The organism is Photobacterium sp. 2_MG-2023, assembly GCF_030547675.1.
Classification (GTDB): domain Bacteria; phylum Pseudomonadota; class Gammaproteobacteria; order Enterobacterales; family Vibrionaceae; genus Photobacterium; species Photobacterium arenosum.
This window is the reverse complement of sequence record NZ_JAUOQQ010000011.1, coordinates 122,396-142,984: the sequence shown is the minus strand read 5'-3', so window position 1 is coordinate 142,984 and position 20,589 is coordinate 122,396. Positions and strand designations below refer to the sequence as shown.

Annotated in this window: 20 protein-coding genes and 1 riboswitch; of the genes, 14 read left to right on the top strand and 6 right to left on the bottom strand. The window is 48.1% G+C overall.

The window, feature by feature from the left end; all coding sequences use genetic code 11:
* Window positions 1-18 precede the first annotated feature (18 nt).
* The 3 genes from Q4491_RS11180 to Q4491_RS11170 all read right to left on the bottom strand — a co-directional run bounded on the left by Q4491_RS11180 (window position 19) and on the right by Q4491_RS11170 (window position 3,722).
* On the bottom strand, window positions 19-1,581 hold the full coding sequence (locus tag Q4491_RS11180) for a bifunctional UDP-sugar hydrolase/5'-nucleotidase (protein WP_303457542.1): 1,563 nt from the start codon (window positions 1,579-1,581) through the stop codon (window positions 19-21).
* 163 nt (window positions 1,582-1,744) lie between these two features.
* The gene (locus Q4491_RS11175) at window positions 1,745-2,404 is read right to left on the bottom strand and encodes a c-type cytochrome (protein WP_218385679.1); all 660 of its coding nucleotides are present in this window, start codon (window positions 2,402-2,404) and stop codon (window positions 1,745-1,747) included.
* A gap of 4 nt (window positions 2,405-2,408) precedes the next feature.
* The gene (locus tag Q4491_RS11170; RefSeq protein ID WP_303457540.1) at window positions 2,409-3,722 is read right to left on the bottom strand and encodes a molybdopterin-dependent oxidoreductase; all 1,314 of its coding nucleotides are present in this window, start codon (window positions 3,720-3,722) and stop codon (window positions 2,409-2,411) included.
* A 586-nt stretch (window positions 3,723-4,308) separates the two neighbouring features.
* Here Q4491_RS11170 and Q4491_RS11165 point away from each other — a divergent pair.
* From Q4491_RS11165 to phrB, 10 genes are all read left to right on the top strand, one after another.
* A complete protein-coding gene (locus tag Q4491_RS11165) occupies window positions 4,309-4,920 on the top strand; it encodes a dihydrofolate reductase family protein (RefSeq protein WP_368393480.1) in 612 nt (203 codons plus the stop codon).
* An 81-nt stretch (window positions 4,921-5,001) separates the two neighbouring features.
* Window positions 5,002-5,919 (top strand): aromatic amino acid DMT transporter YddG, encoded by a 918-nt coding sequence (gene yddG, locus Q4491_RS11160; protein WP_303457537.1) that lies wholly within the window; start codon window positions 5,002-5,004, stop codon window positions 5,917-5,919.
* 222 nt (window positions 5,920-6,141) lie between these two features.
* Window positions 6,142-6,540 (top strand): GNAT family N-acetyltransferase, encoded by a 399-nt coding sequence (locus Q4491_RS11155; RefSeq protein WP_303457536.1) that lies wholly within the window; start codon window positions 6,142-6,144, stop codon window positions 6,538-6,540.
* Window positions 6,541-6,595: 55 nt separating this feature from the next.
* Window positions 6,596-6,841 (top strand): Rho-binding antiterminator, encoded by a 246-nt coding sequence (locus Q4491_RS11150; protein ID WP_303457535.1) that lies wholly within the window; start codon window positions 6,596-6,598, stop codon window positions 6,839-6,841.
* A gap of 223 nt (window positions 6,842-7,064) precedes the next feature.
* Window positions 7,065-7,433 carry a helix-turn-helix domain-containing protein gene (locus Q4491_RS11145; protein ID WP_192013809.1) on the top strand — a complete coding sequence of 123 codons (369 nt, stop codon included), beginning with the start codon at window positions 7,065-7,067 and terminating at the stop codon, window positions 7,431-7,433.
* Window positions 7,427-8,749: a type II toxin-antitoxin system HipA family toxin gene (locus tag Q4491_RS11140; RefSeq protein ID WP_303457534.1), complete on the top strand. Its 1,323-nt coding sequence runs from the start codon at window positions 7,427-7,429 to the stop codon at window positions 8,747-8,749. The genes Q4491_RS11145 and Q4491_RS11140 overlap by 7 nt, the downstream gene beginning before the upstream one ends.
* A 236-nt stretch (window positions 8,750-8,985) precedes the next feature.
* On the top strand, window positions 8,986-9,417 hold the full coding sequence (locus Q4491_RS11135; protein ID WP_303457532.1) for a YkvA family protein: 432 nt from the start codon (window positions 8,986-8,988) through the stop codon (window positions 9,415-9,417).
* 163 nt (window positions 9,418-9,580) lie between these two features.
* On the top strand, window positions 9,581-10,525 hold the full coding sequence (locus Q4491_RS11130) for a 2-thiouracil desulfurase family protein (protein ID WP_192013805.1): 945 nt from the start codon (window positions 9,581-9,583) through the stop codon (window positions 10,523-10,525).
* 4 nt (window positions 10,526-10,529) lie between these two features.
* Window positions 10,530-11,345 (top strand): MerR family transcriptional regulator, encoded by an 816-nt coding sequence (locus Q4491_RS11125; protein WP_303457530.1) that lies wholly within the window; start codon window positions 10,530-10,532, stop codon window positions 11,343-11,345.
* A 4-nt stretch (window positions 11,346-11,349) separates the two neighbouring features.
* Window positions 11,350-12,810 (top strand): deoxyribodipyrimidine photo-lyase, encoded by a 1,461-nt coding sequence (gene phrB / locus Q4491_RS11120; RefSeq protein ID WP_303457528.1) that lies wholly within the window; start codon window positions 11,350-11,352, stop codon window positions 12,808-12,810.
* A 115-nt stretch (window positions 12,811-12,925) separates the two neighbouring features.
* Here phrB and Q4491_RS11115 read toward each other — a convergent pair whose 3' ends face one another.
* Complete coding sequence (locus Q4491_RS11115) at window positions 12,926-14,581, bottom strand: ATP-dependent endonuclease (protein ID WP_192013800.1); 1,656 nt, start codon at window positions 14,579-14,581, stop codon at window positions 12,926-12,928.
* 247 nt (window positions 14,582-14,828) lie between these two features.
* On the opposite strand from Q4491_RS11115, the gene Q4491_RS11110 reads away from it, so the two are divergent.
* Window positions 14,829-15,221 (top strand): VOC family protein, encoded by a 393-nt coding sequence (locus tag Q4491_RS11110; protein WP_192013799.1) that lies wholly within the window; start codon window positions 14,829-14,831, stop codon window positions 15,219-15,221.
* Between the two features lie 204 nt (window positions 15,222-15,425).
* Window positions 15,426-17,231 carry a bifunctional UDP-sugar hydrolase/5'-nucleotidase gene (locus tag Q4491_RS11105; protein ID WP_192013798.1) on the top strand — a complete coding sequence of 602 codons (1,806 nt, stop codon included), beginning with the start codon at window positions 15,426-15,428 and terminating at the stop codon, window positions 17,229-17,231.
* Between the two features lie 285 nt (window positions 17,232-17,516).
* On the opposite strand, the gene ribB is transcribed toward Q4491_RS11105, so the two are convergent.
* On the bottom strand, window positions 17,517-18,206 hold the full coding sequence (gene ribB, locus Q4491_RS11100; RefSeq protein ID WP_218385706.1) for a 3,4-dihydroxy-2-butanone-4-phosphate synthase: 690 nt from the start codon (window positions 18,204-18,206) through the stop codon (window positions 17,517-17,519).
* 148 nt (window positions 18,207-18,354) lie between these two features.
* Window positions 18,355-18,567: riboswitch (FMN riboswitch) on the bottom strand.
* Window positions 18,568-18,669: 102 nt separating this feature from the next.
* Window positions 18,670-19,611 carry a hypothetical protein gene (locus Q4491_RS11095; protein WP_192013794.1) on the bottom strand — a complete coding sequence of 314 codons (942 nt, stop codon included), beginning with the start codon at window positions 19,609-19,611 and terminating at the stop codon, window positions 18,670-18,672.
* A gap of 271 nt (window positions 19,612-19,882) precedes the next feature.
* Here Q4491_RS11095 and Q4491_RS11090 point away from each other — a divergent pair, with 271 nt between their 5' ends.
* Complete coding sequence (locus Q4491_RS11090) at window positions 19,883-20,077, top strand: hypothetical protein (protein ID WP_027251300.1); 195 nt, start codon at window positions 19,883-19,885, stop codon at window positions 20,075-20,077.
* A 211-nt stretch (window positions 20,078-20,288) separates the two neighbouring features.
* Window positions 20,289-20,570, top strand: coding sequence for an HlyU family transcriptional regulator (locus Q4491_RS11085; RefSeq protein WP_192013793.1), 282 nt, complete (start codon window positions 20,289-20,291; stop codon window positions 20,568-20,570).
* The last annotated feature ends 19 nt before the right edge of the window (window positions 20,571-20,589 follow it).

Here is a 20,589-nt window from a genome sequence, read left to right as displayed (position 1 = left end):
CTTACCCTCCACAGGGTATTATTGTTTGGATACGTCGATTTGACGGCCTAAAGCTGGTACCTGAATGTTTTTCTGTGCTTTAAGCTGATCAATGAGCACCTGAGTGATTGAACCGGTTTCTGACAGTATTTCACCCTCAGAAAACACTTTATATCCGTCACCACCACTTGCGGCATAAGAATAGGTAGCGACCTTGTAAACCTGGTCGTTTTCTACCGCGCTGCCATTGACTTTTAGCGTCAGTAAACGGTTTCCTTCTGGTTTCTGACTGTCATATTGCGCCTCGATACCCGAGAATTGTGCCAATCCATAAGGGAGAGTGTAGCTGTATTCAAGTAGCTCTTTTACTTGTTTTCCTGTCAGCTCAACCAAAGAGAGCTTATCGGTGAAAGGGAATAGATCCATGATATTTTCCATGGTCACCGGGCCTTTGTTCAGGTCGACACGTATACTGCCAGAGCTGATCATACTGATGTCTGCGTTTGCCGCCGTTCGCATTATGTCGGCAACCAAATTACCCACATTCGATTCTCGGTAGTAGCTGCGGTAAGCGGTTTTGTCCAGCGTGGCTAATGTTTGAGTCAGTTCCGGATGTTTGCTGCGCGCGGTTTCAATTAACTGACTGGTTTTCTCATCTCGTTTCAGTTTGTCTGACTCAACCGGAATCAGTTTACCTTCAAGCAGTTTTACACTGTGTTTATCGGTATCGACTGCAAATTTTGTGTAGCCCAGGTATTTGCCTTGCCCGAAAGTTAAACCAATGACTGTGCCTGTTTTAGGATGAACAACAGGTTTCCACAAACCATGATCTGAGTGGCCACCAAAAATAACATCAACGCCTGTTAGTTTACCTGCCATGTCATAGTCTTCATCGAATCCACGTTGAACTTCCGGATCGGCTTCTTTATCGGTTTGCATTGGGGCGGTTTTATTTTGGTGAGTCAGAACCACAATCATATCAACGTCATCACGAATTTTGTCCACCCAGTATTGAGTGACTGCAATGGGGTCATCAATGGTTAAGCCTTTTCTGTTGCCTTTCCACATCGTGTTATAGAAGGCATCAATCCCCATCACGCCAATGACACCCACTCGAACTCCATCTTGCTCAAGAATGGTATAAGGCTGAGCGAAAGGTGCGTCATTTTGCTCAAACTTGATGTTCGCATTCAGTACCGGGTAAGCGGCTCTGGGCATTGTTTGCTTGAGCGTTTCCCAACCGTATTCAAACTCGTGGTTGCCTAGCGTGATTACGTCATAACCCATGGCACTATATAAATCGAAAGAGAGTTTACCTTTGGATTTTTTTGCGAGTGAGCCGGTGAAAATGTCGCCAGCATCAAGGAGGAAGCTGGTCTCTTCTTTTGCTCTTGTTTCTTTGATGAGTGTTGCAAGATAAGGGATGCCACCGATACGGGTGATATCCGGGTTCCAGAATGCATCAACGGGTTCATAGACACTTTCAATGTCGTTGGTGTGCAACAGCGTGACCTGGTGCACTTCGGCAATCGCATAGGAGGATGTGCCCAGGAGCGTTGCTACCAGTGTCGCTAGGATTGGTCTGTGAATGACTTTTTTCATATTCGGTTCCATCTGAATTGTAGGGTACACGGCTATTTTGATTGAAGCCGAACTGATTATGCGGTTGGGAATGGGCCCTACAATTGAGTTGGTTCACATTATTGGTGCGGATAATATAAAGATAACTCCGGAATTTCTTTTTGTGTTGGTTATTCTGATGCCACTACATTCCGTAATACGTCGAAAGATAAACAAGGATCGCTTCGCGATCATCCGGATCCAATTCATCCATCCCTTGCTCATCAACCATCCATGTTAATAACTCATCCCACCTTTCTTTGCTGAGTCCTTGCTGTGTAACGAGATAAAGCGAATGGCAGGCGGAACAAGCAGAAGCCACCAGCGCCATGTTTTTTCCCGGTGCCAGGATACCTTCACCGGGTGATTTTACCGGTTCGCCAGCCGATTCAGTGATCCAATCCGGCGGTGTCGGGTTTTTGGTTGCCAGCCAGGCAATAATGGCTGCCCGTGCCCCCGGGTCTTTAACGCCGGGAAAAACCATCTTGGTGCCCGGGGCAAAGTCTGAGGGGGAGGCTAAAAACGCATCAAGTTTTGCGGCATCCCATTGTCCCTGCTGCTGCTTTAAGGCATCGCTGTAATTGAAGCCTTTGAAACTGGCGATGTGACGCTCGGCTAAGCCCCAGAGCGGCGGCCCGATGGCTGCCACCCCATTTGGTTCCATCTGATGACAGGCTTTGCACACTAAAGCTTGTTGTTCGCCTGCGGCAATCAGGGTTTCATTGGCCGAAAGCGGCAGGCTGACAAACAGAAGCAGAGAAAGTGAGAGCGGGAATACCCGCTCGATAAAAGTTATCCTACTCATGAGGTTATCCGTTAACGACCAGCGCGACACGGTGGAAGGTGTTGTTAAGATAGCCTTTGGGATTCCACGCAATGGCAAAAGGCTGGCTGATGCCTTTGTCGTCTGTGGCTTTGGCCCAGATTTCATAATATCCGGGCTGAGGGAATTTCACCTTAGTGGTGAAGGTTTGCCAGGCACCTTCATTGGCTGGGGCGGAAAGATCAGCATCCATCCAGGTTGCACCAAAGTCGATGGAAACCTGTACTTTCTCTATCTTGCGATCGCCAGACCAGGCATGTCCCCGGACCGAAGTTTCACTGCCAGACACTGTGGTGTTGGTTTGTGGTGAGGTAATCAGAGATTTCACCGGCATTCGTTCGATGATCTCAAAATCTTTTTCATCCACTTTCTCTCCTGGTGCAACAGGGCGGTTGGGCACGCGGTAAGACGTACCGGTCATTTTGGGGCCGTCATGAATTTGATCCCGGATTTGAATACGTGTCAGCCATTTTTGCGAGCAGGAGCCGGGCCAGCCGGGAATGATCAGCCGTATCGGGGCACCATTCATTGGGTGCAGTGCTTCGCCGTTCTGAGCAAAGGCAATCAGGTTTTCACTGCTCATGGCTTTGATTATGGGTACACCGCGGGAAATGGGTATTTTTCCTTCCTTGCCGGACAGGTCTTTATCCGCACCGTAATGCGCGGTATAAACGGCGTTATCTTTCACACCGGCGGCTTTCAGCACATCGGCGAGTCGCACGCCTGTCCAGGCTGAACAACCCACGGCGCCGTAGGTCCACTGATTCCCGGTGGCTTTGGGTTCGAAGAATGCGCGGCCATTCCCACCGCACTCCAACACCAGTTGCTGTTCTACGACATCGAAGTTTTTCTTCAGCTCTTCAATGGTTAATGTCATGGGGTTGTCGACCAGGCCGTCAATCGTTAATTTCCAGGCGTCCGGGTTAACATCAGCCGGCGGGATACCGTTATTTCGAATAAAATGCCGCGAGGTGGGTGTGATGTCGTCATTGAGAAGGTGGGGCGGAGTTTCTGCGTTCATTGGCCTGTCGTTCAGTACCGTCAGGCCATCTTTACCTTCTATCACCACATCATCCAGGCCTTCCGCGAAAGCGGCGGGGATCAAGCCTGCGGGCATGTTACGGTGAAAAGGAATCGCACCGCCAAGCACAGCAGCCATTGTTGCTAAGCCTGCGCCTTTCAAGAAACCACGTCTGTCCGGAAAGCTGACTCGGCCAAAGACGTTTTTGTCCGCTGAATCCGGGTTTTTCTCGTAGAACTCGAAGATACCTTGAGGTGTATTTTTCTTGTCTTTAGCCATAATTCGCACCTTATCAAGTCAACTAACAGGCGCCTCTGGTTCAACATATGTGACCAATCTAACGTTCATCCGGATCAACAAGATGAGTGGCTGAGGCACTTTTCAAGACTGAGAATCAAGCACTCAGAACGCAAAATTGCTTGCCTTCAGTGCTCAAAGGTTGCAGCTACGCTACTGAGTTTAGTTTGCAACGATATTTCTCTCAAACTCACTCGCTGAAGATAGGTAGCTTGTCCAATCTGATTACAGCAATGTTTTATGTTAATAACAGTCCTTGCCCGCAAGATGAAGAGGCGTTATTCGTATGATTCTGTATTCATTTTGTCGTTTGAAGGACTCAGTATGGCACTTTCACTTGGGCTTACTTTTTTGTCGCCCGTATTGTATTTAGTGTCGCGAAGCTTTATCTGATCAGCCCGTCGACCATGGATGCGTTAAATCGGGTTTTTGGCTCTCTGTTTATCTCAATGGGGGGTTAATAGCATGTGCTGAGCAGTAGTTATTGATTTATCAACAATAAACAAGCGCATTGACACCTCTTTTCTGATACTAAAACTGGCAAATCCCGGCCTCTCTGCAAATACTCATGAAACCAGTATTGCAGAGGGGCTCTGCGTGCGCTTTACGTAAAAGAGGATTTGTTATGGCATACCTGATTTACTCGTTAAACATGACATTGAATGGCCACTGCCATCATGAAGATGCCGTAGTGGATCAGGAGCATCATGAATACGCCCTTGAATTACTTCATGGCTCAGAAGCATTAATTCTGGGACGCCATACGTATGATCTTTTTGCGGCTTTCTGGCCTGAAGCAGCAACGAGGAAGGATTTACCTAAATATATGCAGTATCTGGCGATGGAGTTGCAGTCCATTCCCAAGCGTGTGGTCACAACACGTCCTCTTGAGTTTCCCTGGCAAAATACTGAGGCTCTGAAAGGACCAGATATTGAGAATACCCGGCAATTCTTGTCTGAAATAAGCGGCAATGTTGTTCTGTTTGGCAGTCCTGCTTTGGCTGCCTCACTGGCTGATGCAAGTTTAATTAATGAGTATCAGTTCTTACTTGAGCCTTTTGTCAGTACCAGTGGCAAGCAAGCTTTTGATGGTGCCAAGGTATGGCAAAGATTGATGTTGCTGGATGCCAAAAGGCTGAATCGGGATGTCATGCTGTTGAGGTATGCACCTGGGCCATAAACAAGGGGATTTCAGGTTGTTTTCGCGGTAATTCTCAGGCAGTGTTGTGGATTCTCAGATGTTTATATACAAGGGTTAACCGTGGTACGCAGTCATCAATTTACCCTGGCCGGGTGCGGCGCAATTTGTCTTTTCAGCAGTGTGGTTGCGCTTATTCGGAATGTGACCGAGCAGCTTGGCCCTGTAGGCGGTGCTGCCATGATTTACAGCGTCAGCGCTTTCATTCTCATTCTGACCGTTGGCTTGCCTAAGCTGTCTTCATTTTCCCGGAAATACCTTTTGATCGGCGGTCTGCTGTTTGTCAGCTATGAAATGTGTCTGGCGTTGTCTCTGGGGATGGCAAATGATCGACTGCAAGCGGTTGAAATGGGATTGATAAACTATCTCTGGCCGTGTCTGACGGTACTGTTTGCGGTGATTTTCTCACGACGGTCAGTCAGTTGGCTGTTGTATCCTTGCTTATTACTGTCTTTCTTTGGTGTTGCCTGGACAGTAGCGGGTGATAGCGGACTGTCTGTGTCCCGGTTAACCGACAATGTACAAAGTAACCCGCTTAGTTACACGCTCGCGCTGAGTGGGGCGTTCATCTGGGCAATTTATTGCAATGTTACCCGGATCATGGCCAGTGGTAAAAACGCCATTACCTGGTTTTTTGCAGCAACAGCAGTCGCGCTTTGGCTGAAGTTTATGTTCACTAATGAACCGCCAATGCAGTTTGATCTCCCGGTGATCAGGGATTTGCTATTGGCTGGTCTTGCCATGGGTGGCGGCTATGCATTATGGAATATCGGGATCCTGCGCGGCAACATGGTACTGCTGGCAACCTTGTCTTATTTCGTACCTGTGTTTTCAACCTTTTTGTCTGCGCAGTTGCTGGGACTGACGTTAACGGCAACCTTCTGGCAAGGTGTTGTGATGGTGAGTGTTGCTTCTGTACTGTGCTGGTGGATCACCCGTGAACAAGCTTCTTCACAGCCATTACAGGAAGAACAGGCCTGATCGTCACCCAACCCGCATATATTGCGGGTTTTTTATTCGTCTATCCTTACATCCAAACCACCAGCCTTTATTTCCATTGAAGACGATCACGATTCTTCTAATGACATATCAAATAAATTGAATATCAAAGTAAGATCCGACGCGAATCACTAAGATAGCGTTTTTGCTGGCTTACGCGATTCGGATTTACTGCAAATGTATTGATGATAGAAAGGAATATTGATGTACCAGGTTATTGAGCAAGTGGTTGGCCCTGAAGATTTTTTACGTTTACGCGAAATCTCTGGATTATCGTCCCGTTCTTATGAAGCGGCAGTGAAAGGCTTGCCAAACAGCCTTTACGGCGTACATATTCTTTATGAAGGTATACCTGTTGCCATGGGGAGAGTGGTGGGCGACGGAGCCATTAATTTTGACATTGTGGATGTTGCTGTTGATCCCGACCATCAGGGAAAGGGCCTCGGGCGTCAAATCATGGAACATATCATGGCTTATCTCGACAAGGCTGCCTTTCCCCGCTCTTATGTGTCGCTGATGGCAGACGTTCCTGAATTGTATGAAAAGTTTGGTTTTAAATTGTCCCGGCCAAACTCGGAAGGCATGTACTGGGTGAAAAAGTAGTAAACGACAATCGTGACGTATCGCGAACATGATGTACCGCGAAGGAGGTTTGAAGATGATTTCATGTCAGCAATATGACTATATCGAAATTGCCTGCTTGTATAAGTTGCCGGTAAAACTGTGTCTGACAGACGGAAGTGAGATTGAGGGTATAGCCCAGGACACACTTCGCAATGAAGAAAAACAAGAGTGTATGTCACTGAAAACTTCCCTCGGGTTACAGATTGTTGTGCTTGACCAGTTGAACACAATGGAAGCGACCCGTCCGAACCCCCATTTCGAACGGGTGAGTTTTCGTTAGCAGACCACCAATAACGGACACGAATCACATCACACCAAGACTCTCTTTTTGGTTATGATTGTTAATGATGTCTATAGTCATCATTAAAGGCCTAAAATTGATTTAATGATGGCTATATGCATCATTACTTGAGGTGTACGTTAATGATGATTAAACTCACCATAATGAGGTAAAATGTATTTTATGATGAGTTTAGCTATCATTATTGGCCATGAGGTTTTGCATGAATTACCATGATTTGACGCCAATGGCGCTCGCAGAGCTCATCGGCGAGCGCATTCAAACCTATCGTTTAAACGCGAACATGACCCAGCAAGAGATCGCCGAGATCACGGGTCTCAATCGCACCACGATTAAAAACGTAGAAAGCGGACGCTGCAAAGTGGAAACACTCATGGCGACGATGTTGGCGCTGGGAATCGTAGATCATCTCGACAGCTTCCTCCCGCCTATAGATTTATCCCCAATCCAACTGGCAAAGATGAAAGGTTACCAGCGGGTTCGGGCCTCCAACAGACGGAAACCAAGCAACAAGACAAAGTCCCCGGAAGATAAAGCAGATGATGGCAACAAGGAAGACTTGGGATGGTAAAAGAATATGTTGTGGTGAAATATCAGGGCCGGGATGTCGGTGCTGCCACCTTTGACACGCAGACAAAGCGCAGTTCCTTCGAATACGACCGCTCATTTATTGATTCAGGTCTGGAGCTATCCCCCCTGATGATGCCTCTGGGCACTCAGATATATCAGTTTCCCAATCTTGACTGGGACACCTTCCGCGGTATGTCCGGCCTGTTGGCGGACTCGCTCCCTGATGACTTCGGGAATGCGGTGTTAAACAGTTGGGTTGCCCGTAACGGTAAACAACCGGGTGATATCACGCCCCTGCAACGCCTCCAGTACACTGGAGAGCGGGGAATGGGGGCATTGACCTATTCACCGGCAAAGAGAATGAACAAACTCAACAGCTCCAATCCTGTCGAAGTTCAGGAATTGGTGTCCATTGCTCAGGAAATTCTTGATGAGCGTACTCAGTTTGGCGTTGATCTAAACGGCCATGGTGATGAGGACAAAGAGGCCATGCTGGCCCTGATGTCAGTAGGCATGAGCGCGGGCGGGGCACGGCCTAAAGCTGTGCTGGCATTCAACAAGGAATTCACAGAGGCTCGTTCCGGCCAGACAGATGCCCCGGAAGGTTTCACCCATTGGTTACTGAAATTCGACGGAGTCAGTGAGCACAATAAAGACAGAGAAACGTTTGGTGATCCACTTGGTTACGGTGCTGGAGAATTCACCTATTACCAGATTGCCAGTGAGTTATGTGGTATTGAGATGATGCCCACTCGTTTACTGCAAGAAGGTGATCGCCGTCATTTTGTGACACAGCGGTTTGACCGGGTCCAGAATAAGCGTGTCCACACGCAGACACTCAACGGTATTGCTCATGTGAACTTTAAGCGGGTCGGTGAGTATTCCTATGAAGAGCTTTTTGCCATTGCCCGGAGGCTTAAACTCAAGGCTTTTGACGCTGAACAACTATTTCGCCGAATGGTGTTTAACGTTGTGGCCAGAAACCACGACGATCATTCCAAGAACTGGAGTTTTATGATGTCAGAGAAGGGGGAGTGGACATTGGCGCCTGCCTATGACCTTGCCTACTCCTACAAGAAAGGAAGTAAGTGGGTAAACAGCCACTGGATGAGTCTCAACGGAAAGCGGGACAATTTCACCCGTGAGGATTTCCATCAGTTCCGTAAACTGAGCCCGTTATTCACCAAGGAGAAAGTTGATAGCATTCTGGACTCAACCATAGAGCATGTCTCTACCTGGCGATCAAGAGCTCAAGATAACGGTGTCCCTGAAAGTCTGATCCAAGAAGTCGGAGCAAATCTGAGACTGAAGATTTAACGATATTCTCAGTTTATTAATCCTTGAAGGCTTTACACTCGGTTTGCGGGGCTAAAAAACAGCAAAGTAATGGTTATAAATATCGAGCTAGAACAACTGCCAACGATATTCAGCGTCGGATCGCGAGGGTACTTTGAAAACCTCACTACGGAGATGCGGGCTTTTTCCCTTAATGACAAATGAGAGGCGAAAAGCCATAGTTAACTTAAGAAGAAATGGCCCACTAAGGCGAGAGGATGAGTCAGTCAATGAATGAACAGGAAGCCAAAGAAAAGCTGGAAAGCTCGTCTAGAAAAGTCACGGATAAAGACATTCAGCGTGTGTTAGATAAAGAACAGGTCATTGAAGACAAAGTGCAGAAAAGTGGCACGCTGCGTAAGTATTTCAACGTAGTGAAATCCATGTATGGCCTGGTTAAGGCTTACTGGAAAGGCGAGTACCGGGAAATTCCCTGGTTTACTGTTGCTGCCATCGTTACGGCCTTACTTTATGTGTTTAACCCATTGGATGTTCTGCCGGATGTGATTCCCTTCCTGGGGCTGACGGATGACGCGCTGATTCTGGCCGTCTGTCTCAAGCTTGTACAACAGGATCTGGATGATTATGAAGCCTGGCGAGCAGGAAATGCCTCGAAAGGTACAGAACAGCCAGACGTTAAAAACGAATAATTTCCTTTTATTTCAAAGTCAAAAAAGCTGCCAGTGAATATCAGGCAGCTTTTTTTGTGTCTGAGACAGTGGTAGTTACAAAGTTATACATTTTATTTTCTTGTACAACTCGTTAAGCTTAACTAACATCATTGTACAAGATGATTTTTTGTACAGGTGTGAGATGAGTATCCCGGTAGGTATTAGTGCATGTGTACTTGGCGAGAAAGTGCGCTTTGATGGCGGACACAAAAGAAACCGCTTTGTGACGGACGAACTGGCAAAATTTGTACAGTTTCGCCCGGTTTGCCCTGAAATGGCAATCGGCCTGCCTGTTCCACGCCCAACAATACGGCTGGTACAGCAGGAAAATGGTGAGCGCCTGGTCGATAGCAAAGGCGGTGAGCTGGATGTCACCGAAAAAATGAAGGCGTTTGCTGATAAGCACATCAGCGGCATTCAATCTCTGTGTGGCTTTGTAGTATGTGCCAAATCACCCACTTGTGGCATGGAAAGGGTGAAGCTGTATATCCCGAACGGTAACACAGTACCGGGGGGCACAGTGGGGGTGTTTACCCGAAAATTGATGGCAGCTATGCCCTGGTTACCCGTCGAAGAGGACGGGCGGTTGCATGACCCAGCGCTGCGTGAAAACTTTGTGTTTCGTATTTATGCCTTACATGATTTTTATCAAAACATGGGCAGTGGCTTGAGCATGGATGCGTTCGTTAAATTTCATTCACGCTATAAATACGTCCTGATGGCACACAGCCCGACAGCGTACAGAGAGTTGGGGCGGCTAGTGGCCGGCATCAAAGACTGGGATCTGGCGGAATTTTTCGTTGAATACCGTCAGCAGTTCATGGATGCCCTGAGCAAACATGCTCGCCGAAGCAACAACACCAATGTGCTAATGCATTTACAGGGTTATTTCAAACGCAACCTGACCGGCGAACAAAAGCAGGAATTGCTGGACCTGATTGAAAGCTACCGCCTGGGTCATCAGCCTATTCTGGCCCCTCTGGTCTTGATCAAACATTACCTGAAAGAATACCCGGATCCGTATCTGCAGTTGCAGACCTTTCTTAATCCGTATCCGGAGGAGTTGAAATTACGTTATGGCCTCTGAAGTTATGTTATTCGCTATTAGAGAAGTGTCTGAAATGACGGGGGTGAATTCCGTCACTTTACGCGCATGGCAACGCCGGTACGGGCTGCTCAAGCCACAGCGCACAGAAAAAGGGCACCGTTTATATACACAGGCGGATATTGAAAAGATCCGTTTGATCCTGTCCTGGCTTGAGAAAGGCGTTACTATCAGCAAGGTAAGGCCGTTACTCGAAGGCCAGGTGAGTGACGCCAGCGGTCAGGAAAAAGGCAGTGATGGGATAGCACCGATACTGGGCGCTTTATCAGATTGCCGGCGCGAAAAACTCGAACAGTTACTGAGCCAGCTGATGAAAGAATACCCGCTGCCAATGTTTGTCGAAAAAGTGGTAGTGCCTGTAGACACCCAGGTAAACGATCCGGCTAATCCGCTGCGGGCGATTCAGCAAGCACTGTGGCAATCCACTCTGATAGAGCAATGCGCCAGCCTGGTAGCCAAAACACGTAAACGGAGCAGCCGCAAAGCTATGCTGCTGAGCTTTGAACCGGCCCAGGATGGCATTACGCATTACATCTGGCTCACCGCTCTGTCACTGAGCAATAAAGGTTACAGTGTCACTCTGTTGGGTAATCTGCCGTTTAACAGCAAATTACACGGTCTGGAAGCGGCAGTCTCACAACAGGCATTTGAATCTGTGGTTGTGATTGGGGAAAGCAAGCTTCCTCCGGCGATTTTAAAGCAACTTGCGCGTGTAGACAGCGAGTGTCAGTGTCCAGTCTCGCTGAAAGGCAGTATCGCCGCTATCCATGCTGACTGGGTGCAGCAGTTAAAAGGAGCCTGATGCCATGACCGCGACCAATAGCAGCAATCGATGCCTGATGTGGTTTCGGGCAGATTTGAGAACGGTCGATAACACGGCCCTGATTCAGGCATGCCAGAAGTACCATACTGTGCTGGCGGTGTTCATTGCCACGCCTGAGCAGTGGGTGAGTCACGATGCGGCTCCCATCCAGATCGATTTTATTCGCCGTCGGTTAGCTGTGCTCCAGTCTCAGCTGGCTGAACTTAATATTCCACTGCGCATAGAGGCAGTTGCTGACTTTAACGCTGTCCCTGACTGCCTGACAACATTGGCTCACGACTGGCAGGCAGAGCATGTGTTCTGTAACAAGCAGTATGAATGGAATGAGCGCCAACGTGACATGGCTGCGGGTCATGCGCTGGCAGAGGCGGGGATCAAATTCAGCGCTCTGGAAGATACCTGTGTGCTGCCTGCCGGCAGTGTTCTGACTCGTCAGGGCGAGTCTTTCAGAGTATATACGCCTTTTCGCCGCGAATGGTTACGTCTGTTCCAGCAAAGCCCGGCGCTGGCGCAACCTGTGCCGCAACCTGTATCACCCGATGACTGTGCCGACCGTTTTGGCTCCGTGATTGAGACCAACTTCGGACCGTCATGGATGAACTATCCGATGGCAGACAGCAGTCGCTGGCCAGTGGAAGAAAACTCTATCCGCGATGCGCTGATGCGCTTTTGTATCGAGCATATTGCGGACTACGGCGAGCAGCGGGATTTTCCTGCCGTGGAGGGCACCAGCAAATTATCACCGTATCTGGCTATTGGTGCCTTGTCGGCCCGGCAATGCGTCTCTGCGATTTTACATGAGTACCCGCACGCAATTGAGAAGCAGGACGCAGGGCCTTTTGTCTGGCTCAATGAAATTATCTGGCGTGAGTTTTACCGTCATCTCATTGAGGCTTACCCGAAAGTCAGCCGGGCCCAGCCATTTGTCGGTTGGACAAGACAAGTGACCTGGCATTCCGACAAAGCAGCACTGGCACGTTGGCAACAGGGAGAAACCGGTTTTCCCATCGTCGATGCCGCCATGCGCCAGCTGAAAGCCACCGGCTGGATGCACAACCGACTGCGGATGATTACCGCCAGCTTCTTAACCAAAGATTTGCTGATCCACTGGCAGGCGGGCGAGCAGTGGTTCATGTCTCATCTGATCGACGGGGATTTGGCATCGAATAACGGTGGCTGGCAATGGGCGGCATCTACCGGCACCGATGCTCAGCCCTATTTTCGGGTATTCAATCCGACTACGCAGGGAAAAAAGTTTGATCCAAATGGTGAGTTCATACGTATATGGGTAAAAGAGCTCGAAAACGTGCCTGACAAGTATATTCACACCCCCCATGAATGGTCAGGCGCAGCCAGCCTTGAGTATCCCACGCCTATGGTGGATCACAAGTTGGCGAGATTACATGCCATTGAGGCATTTAAACAGGCAAAAGCCACATCATGAAAGATCAAGGTCGCGAACTTGTTATGAGTAAATGGCGCGTTCACCCTGGCACTGTGATGCTCTTTTTTGAAAAACCGGGTAAGTGACGTTGTCACATGTTATGTGAGGTTCTGATTCAAGTGGTTGAAGCGCGAGCCAGTGCGACTATACGTTTGAGCAGCCAGCGCAGCAAGGTCGGTATGTGGTCAATTTCCTCACTGTCTGTAAACTCCACCATAGCCAGAGCGACATCTGGTTTCGCATGATGTTTGAGCGCTTTTTGTATGATCTTTTTGGGTGGCGCAGGGTGGTCATCCGACACTCGTGCCAGCTTACGAAACAGGGGTTCATAGCCGTGGTGAAACAGGAAATGTTCGATATCGAGATCGGGTAAGACAGTTAACCTGTGTTTGTCTGATTCGCTGCCAAGCATGTGCCGCACCGTTTCTGCGTACTTCTTACCTGCGGCATCACCATCTGTCACGACATGCCATTCTATTCCCATCAATTTCGCAATTTTGATGATAGGCCTCAGGCCACTTTGTGCAAATTCAATCACCTGCACGCCTTCTGAAGCAAAGTTGTAGCCGCACCGGTAACCAAATTCATTTAACAGCCAGACTTCTGTTTCCCCTTCCACGAGCAACCAGGCCCGGGCATACAGTGCGCCGGGGCGATGTAACCGCACATGAAAGCCGACTCTGCGCAGTTCATCCCGGCTCAGGCTGTGGCTGTCAAGGCTGTAGACTCGGGTTTTATCGGGTTCTCTGTTGAGTTTCTTTATACTGTTCAACGGGACAACAGAGGCCAGTTCCGGGCTGTTGGTGGTAAGAATTTTCTGCATCGGCATATTAACGACAAAAGCCCAGGCTTGATGAAGAATGATGGGGTGAAGTCTGCCTTCCGGGTCTTCAAGGATCATGATGGGGCGTGATATACGCTTCAGTTCTACCGGCCCCCGTGCGCGGATGTAGGCATTGATGAGCCCCATCAGTACCAGTTTGTTTTGCTTGGTCATTTCCGGGCGGGCCAGCATTTCCAGAGGGTTAGGGGAATAGTGACTGCGTTCAGGGAAATGCCGGTGGCCCCTGTGGGGCGTTTTATGGTGCGGTGTAAACGCAAAATAATGATCAACCAGCGTCCGCAATGCCCGGATACTACTTTTGATTTCATCGCTGCTGACATGGCCGGGACGGGTCAGCAGGCGGCGGCAAGTGTTATCCAGCCGGCGCTCTATTCGGGTGTTGAGGGCATTGCGTTGTTCCTGATCGAGCTCTTCCTGCTGCTCTGCGTCAAGCCGCAGTTGCCTCGCATCGCGGATCCGCACTATGGGATGTAAAACCATCAGTTGCCTAGCAAGCTTGTTGCTATCCGGGCAGTCAATGATATTGCCACCGGCATCAAGAAAATGGCGTTCTGTGATCACTTTGTCGTCTTCACGCTCGCTGCTTATCTGATAGTAAAACTGCTTACCATCTTTGCCGTTCCTGACCCACACGGGCTTGAAGGAACGGTAGCGTCGCGCTTTGTGCTCGCCCGGATAATCTTCAACCCAGTTCAGGACGATTTGCAGCTGAGAGACCTGAGTATGGCCCAGTGAGTAGTCAACATGAAAGTCAGAAAAATGAAAGTTATGGAATTTGGCGTCCGGTGAGAGTGCGATACTGAGTGCATCCAGTAGGGAAGATTTACCCCAGGTGTTTTCACCTATGAGTACCGTCAGCTCATTCAGTGTCAGAGACAAGCGCTTGATACCTCTGAAACCGGCAATTTCGATTCTGCTTAAATGCATTCTTCACCTGCCCACAGTGTTTGCTTACTGTAAGCCTATAGCATTAACAGACAGTGTGTTCATGTATATGCTCACAAAATTGGCAGAAGCTGTTGATTTTCATCGTGATTGAAATTGAGCCCGGACGGCTGCTTGTGATGAAGGGATGGGGTTGTTATAGTCCAGACCAGACAACAATCCGGGCAATGGCTCAGGATTATCAAACACCTATTGGGTAAAACAAACCCAAATTTTCAGGAGTTGGCTGATGGCAAAAATTATTCATACCATGGTGCGAGTGCATGATCTGGAGAAGTCCCTCGTCTTTTATAAACAGGCGCTGGAATTAGATGTTGCTCACCGCTTGGATTTTGATGACTTCAGCCTGGTCTATCTGCGCAATGATGAGAATGATATGGAGCTGGAGCTGACCTGGAATAAAGGTGCTGAGCCCTATACTCACGGCAGCGGCTACGGTCACATTGCCGTGGCTGTGGATGACTTGGATGCTGAACACGAGAAGCTGCACTCTCTGGGGTATGCGCCACTGGATATTAAAGAGTTTTCTCGCGATGGTCAGTTACTGGCACGCTTCTTTTTTGTTTTAGACCCGGATGGCTATAAAATTGAAGTCCTGCAGCGGCATGGACACTATCAGTAATACGTTTTACGTATGAACCTGTGAATGTATCAGAAGGCAGCATTAACGCTGCCTTTTCTGACTTTCAGTTGCCTGTTTATGGTGATATTTTTGTGACAGATGAGATATTCATCCCTGGATACGGGCCTTTCCTGTATGATGATATGCACAATGTGATAAAAATTATATCTGATTGAAATATTTCACGGAGAACAGAAAGCCTTTATGACCCGACACACTCAAGCCCGAATCACCATCGCCCATATCAACGATACGCACTCTCACTTTGAACCCTCTGCAATCAAACTGACTTTGCCCGAACATGTGTTAATTCAAACACCAGGCCAGTCTGTTACCGGGAATGAGCATGAGACGACTGTGTATGCCAGTTGTGGCGGGTTTGCACGGGTATTGACGGCGGTGAAAGAGGCAAGAAAGCAAGCGTATTTAAATGGCCGTGAGTTTATGTTTGTGCATGCCGGCGACTGCTTTCAGGGCACATTGTATTTTTCTCTGTTCAAAGGTGAGGCTAATGCCAGACTGCTTAATGCGATTGGCGTAGAAGCTATGGCGCTGGGCAATCATGAACTGGATATGGGTAACACGCTGGTTGCCGATTTTCTGGATCAGGTCGATTTTCCAATGCTGGCCGGTAACTGGGATCTGAGTCAGGAAGATCAATCCAAGCGTAACCCGCTGAGACCCAAGTCAAACCTGCTGGCCTATAACAATGAGACGGGTTGCGCACGTTATATGCTGAAAGACGTGCAGGGAGAACCTGTCGCGCTCTTTGGCCTGACCATTGAAAATATGGATAAAATTGCCAACCCGGACCCGGATACCTCTTTCCGGTCGGTAGTTTCCGTTGCTGAAAAGACCATTGCTGAGTTACACCGTCACGGCGTGAACAAAATCGTGCTTCTCAGTCATCTTGGCTATGAACGTGATCTTGAACTGGCTGAAAAAGTGGAAGGGATCGCCGTTATCATTGGCGGCCATACCCATACCATGCAAGGGGATTTCACCAATGTCGGATACGGCAAAAAAGACCAGTATGCCGTCAATATTAACGGTACTTGTGTGGTGCAGGCCGGTTGTAATGCACTGGCGCTGGGACAGGTTTCGATCGATTTCGCGGCTGATGGTAGTGTTGAACAGGTGTCAGGCGGTAATCAGTTGCTGCTTGGCCGTCAATTTACTCTGGATGCCACTCGCAATGAGCATTTAGACCCGGATTGCCATGAAGTGGTAAAACACTATCTTCAGCAGCAACCCAATATCACTATGTGCGCTAAGGATCCGGTTGTAGAGAATATTCTGAATCTGGATTATCGTCCTGCGGTTCGAGAGCGACAGACCAATAAAGTGGCGGAGGTTACTGAATCACTCCGTCATGTCAGAGTGCCTGATAGCCATGGTGCGAGTGCTATTGCCCCTCTGGTGGTTGAAAGTTTTGTTCATCATGGCAGACAGATGGGCTTTGAGGTTGATTTTGGCATTCACAATGCTGGTGGTGTCAGAACCTCGCTGAACCCAGGGCCTATCAGTTCTGCAGATATTGCCGGGCGCTTATTACCTTTCGCCATTGGGCTGATGGTCTATAAAGTCAGAGGCGCCAAAGTGCGTGAAGCGCTGGAAGGTGCGATAGATAATGCTGTTGATAACGGAGTTGAAGGCACGGGTACCGGCAGTTTCCCTTATACGGCCCATCTGCGTTTTACTTATCGCTGTTGCCTGCCGAAAGGTCAGCGGATAGAAAAACTGGCTTATTTCAAAGAAGGGGACTGGTTGCCTCTGGAAGACGACGCTGTTTATACCTCAGTGTCGTCCGGTTATACGGCGACAGGCAAAGAAGGCTATCAGGCGCTGCTGGACTGTGAAATGGCGCCTTTATCACTCGATTGTACAATGGCTGAAGCGTTTGAAAATTATGCGCGTTATCAGCAACAGCTTTCTGCACCGAAAGATGATCTGATCACTTACATTCCCTGTGAGTGCGAGCATGTTGATCACGAACATGGTGCGGCGTAAAGCTCAGCATCAGTTGTTGGCAACTCACCGTCAGGCCTGGCAATACGTCAGGCTTTTTTATCTGTATTTTCCATTTAATGATGCTAGCCCTTCGGTCGACTGATTACTGATAAGGTGATTAAGCAAGAGTCGGGTATGAATCGGGATTGGCTGGATGCAATTTTAATCAGTGTTTGGATTGTGGCCTGGAGTGCACTGACATACTGGGTACCAGTGTCAGGCATCTGATTAACTGATATAAGGAAGAGGTATTCAGCAGAATACCTCTTTACGCGTCAGAAGCGTTTAAGCGAATGCGGCTTCGGAAGCCGTGTTGCCTTCACCTGTCTGCGATGACAGGTGCGCTAATCGGTAGGCAGCAAGATCTTCAATGGTTAAAACCGGCATATCATGACGCTTGCCGAATGATATTACTTCAGGCAAACGGGCCATGGTGCCATCGGGGTTGGTCAGTTCACAAAGCACGCCGAACGGCTTTTTGCCAGCTAAGCGCATGAGATCTATGGTTGCCTCTGTATGACCACGACGACCCAGCACACCTTCAGAATTTGCTTTGAGCGGAAAAACATGGCCAGGCCTGTGCAAATCTCCGGGCTGTGCGTCATCGGCAATTGCTGCTTTGATGGTGGTGACACGATCAGCGGCAGAAACGCCTGTAGTAACTCCCTTTGCAGCCTCGATGGTTACCGTAAAACCGGTTTGATTCACGCTGGTATTATTGTCGACCATCATGGGTAACGCGAGTTGCTCTACCCGATCTTGGGGTAAGCACAAGCAGACAATGCCTGAGCACTCGCGAATCATCAGTGCCATTTGCTCAGTCGTGAGCGAATCGGCGGCATAAATGATATCACCTTCGTTTTCACGATCTTCGTCGTCAACCACCAAAACACCACGACCTTCACGAATAGCGCGGATGCCGGTTTCAACGCGCTCGAAAGCGGTACCAAAAGGGGAAAGCAGAGACTGATTCATGGTATGTACTCCATTATTAACATTAACGTTACCAGAATCAGGGCGTAAAAAAACAGCGTTTCAGCCAGGCTGAAATAGCTTTACAGGTAGGTGTTAGCAGGCAAGCCACAGGCTCGCTGAACATAATGTAAAAGCAAGAAACAAATCCGCTGATTCTCTTCCATCCGGACTATAACCGTCGGCTCTGGACTCGCTGCACTTAGTAGAGAATGCAGTTTCACCAGATCTGCTGACCTTCATCCACACTGAGTGTGATTACGATGAAGCGCTCGCGGGCTTCTGTCGAAAAAGGCATGACTTTATCAGCCTGTTTCTGTCAGTTACCGCCGGTGGGGAATTTCACCCCGCCCTGAGAATTCCAGTCGATAATAATGAAATCACTGGGCGAAGAGCAAGACTGTCATCACGTTAAAGGATATTTATCTGTTCAATCAGCACAACTGCTTGTTTTCTGCTCACGGAATCAGTTCACAGAGGGCGTTTGCGTTGGGTTCTTGCTGTTGAGTAAGTTGCTCATCCATTTTACCACTAACGGCATGGCATAGATTGGAAGCTGAAGCGCACCAACAAGAATGAGATAGTCTGGGCCTAATGCGGTTCCGGCGACGGTATAAGTCAGCAAGACATTCCGATTGGCGGAAGTGATGCCTGCAAGAAGACCATTCTGAACATTTTTCCGCATAAACAGCAGAAAACCAGTAATAAAGAAGAGCAGGCATATTGCGATACCGTAACCAAAGTAAAGTAATCCTTGCTGCCATGACTGATCGACAAATGTACGAAAGTCAGCCATCAGCCCCAGCGGAAATGCCGGAACCAGCAAAATAGTTACTTGTGCAATTTTACTGTGCGTCCGCTGAAGAATGTGGGAAGGAACGTAGCGGTGACACAGGTCTGATAGCAGCATAGGACCAAAAATGAAAATAACCAGTCGCTGGAAATATGTCATCAGATCAAGACCGAAGCTGTCATGCTGGAAAAGGTAGAGATTGATACAAAGCACAACGGGCATCAGCAGCGTGGTGGCAATAGTCATCGCCATCGCGGTCATCACATCCAGCCCAACTGAGCGTGCTATGGCTGGTGTGGCAAATAATGATCCGGTTGCCGCAACCGCTGAAATAGCCAGGATCAGTGACGCGGAAGCCCCCAACACAGAGGCAATGAAGGTTGAGAGTATTGACAGCAATGCGGCATGATAAAAGGCGTATACCCAGATTTTAGGCTGAAATAAAAGGCTGATTAAGGCGTTTTGTTTCATCCCAATCAAAGTAAACAACATTAAAAAGAAAAGAATGTAAGGCAAATAAGGGAAAACTGCAGTAGATATCGCTGGAAAGGAAAATCCAATGACAGCTGCAAGTAATAAAAGTATTGAAGAGTGTCTCGCAAGCAGGGATAACATCTTTAATCCTGTGTGATTGTTAATTGGTTGTGAACTTTGGTTGAGCCTAATCTGATAACACGCTATTTAGGCATTAATTGATACCATTTCGTGACAGATTATTCATCTCTTCAGCGTATATATTTTTTGCTGCCACTCAAATTGAAACCTTTACGTAACAGATTAGATTTTTTTATGGGTCATTGGAAAAAATGTCATTTTTAGTTCAAAAATCAACCGGTTAGTATTTGTCCTGTAGAACAACATTAAACCCACCAAAAATGAGGCAATCATGGCACAGGCAATGCACTTCGACACCATCACAAATCAGGACGTCATGGAGAAGAAAGCCTATTCGCTGAACATCAAAGGATTGATTGCACACGCACTGGATATTTTGTTACCCCGTCAGCAGGTATCCGTTAAGACTTATCAGGTTTCTCATCTGCCAGTTCACTTGCAGAAAGACATTGGTCTGATTCGGTAAGCATATCACTTGCAAGACAACATAAGCGCCGGCCCTGAAGCCGGCGTTTTTTTGTTAATTTTTCTTATGTGAATATAGTGTAAGACAATGGTGGATAAAACGGAGTTAGAACATTTTCATCATAATTATCAGTTTTTAATCTGTTTGGGTTTATTTTACATAAGCATATGGCATGATAGTGTCATTAAATATATCGGAAAGGAGTGCTTTCGTGGGTTTCTGGTCAAAGCTCTTTGGAAGAGAAACGGCAGATTCGAAAACGCTTGAAGTGACACCTGAGGAATATAAAGGGTATCTCATTTACCCTGAACCTATTTCCGAAGGCGGGCAGTTTCGGATTGCTGGCAGGATTTGCAAAGAATGTGAAGGTGAGTTGAAAACACACACTTTCATACGGTCAGATTTGCTGGCAAGCAAAGCGGATGCGACAACATTTATGGTGAATAAAGCCAAGATGTTCATCGATCAGACCGGCGAAGCCATGTTCCGGTAAATTCAGTGTATTGTCTGAA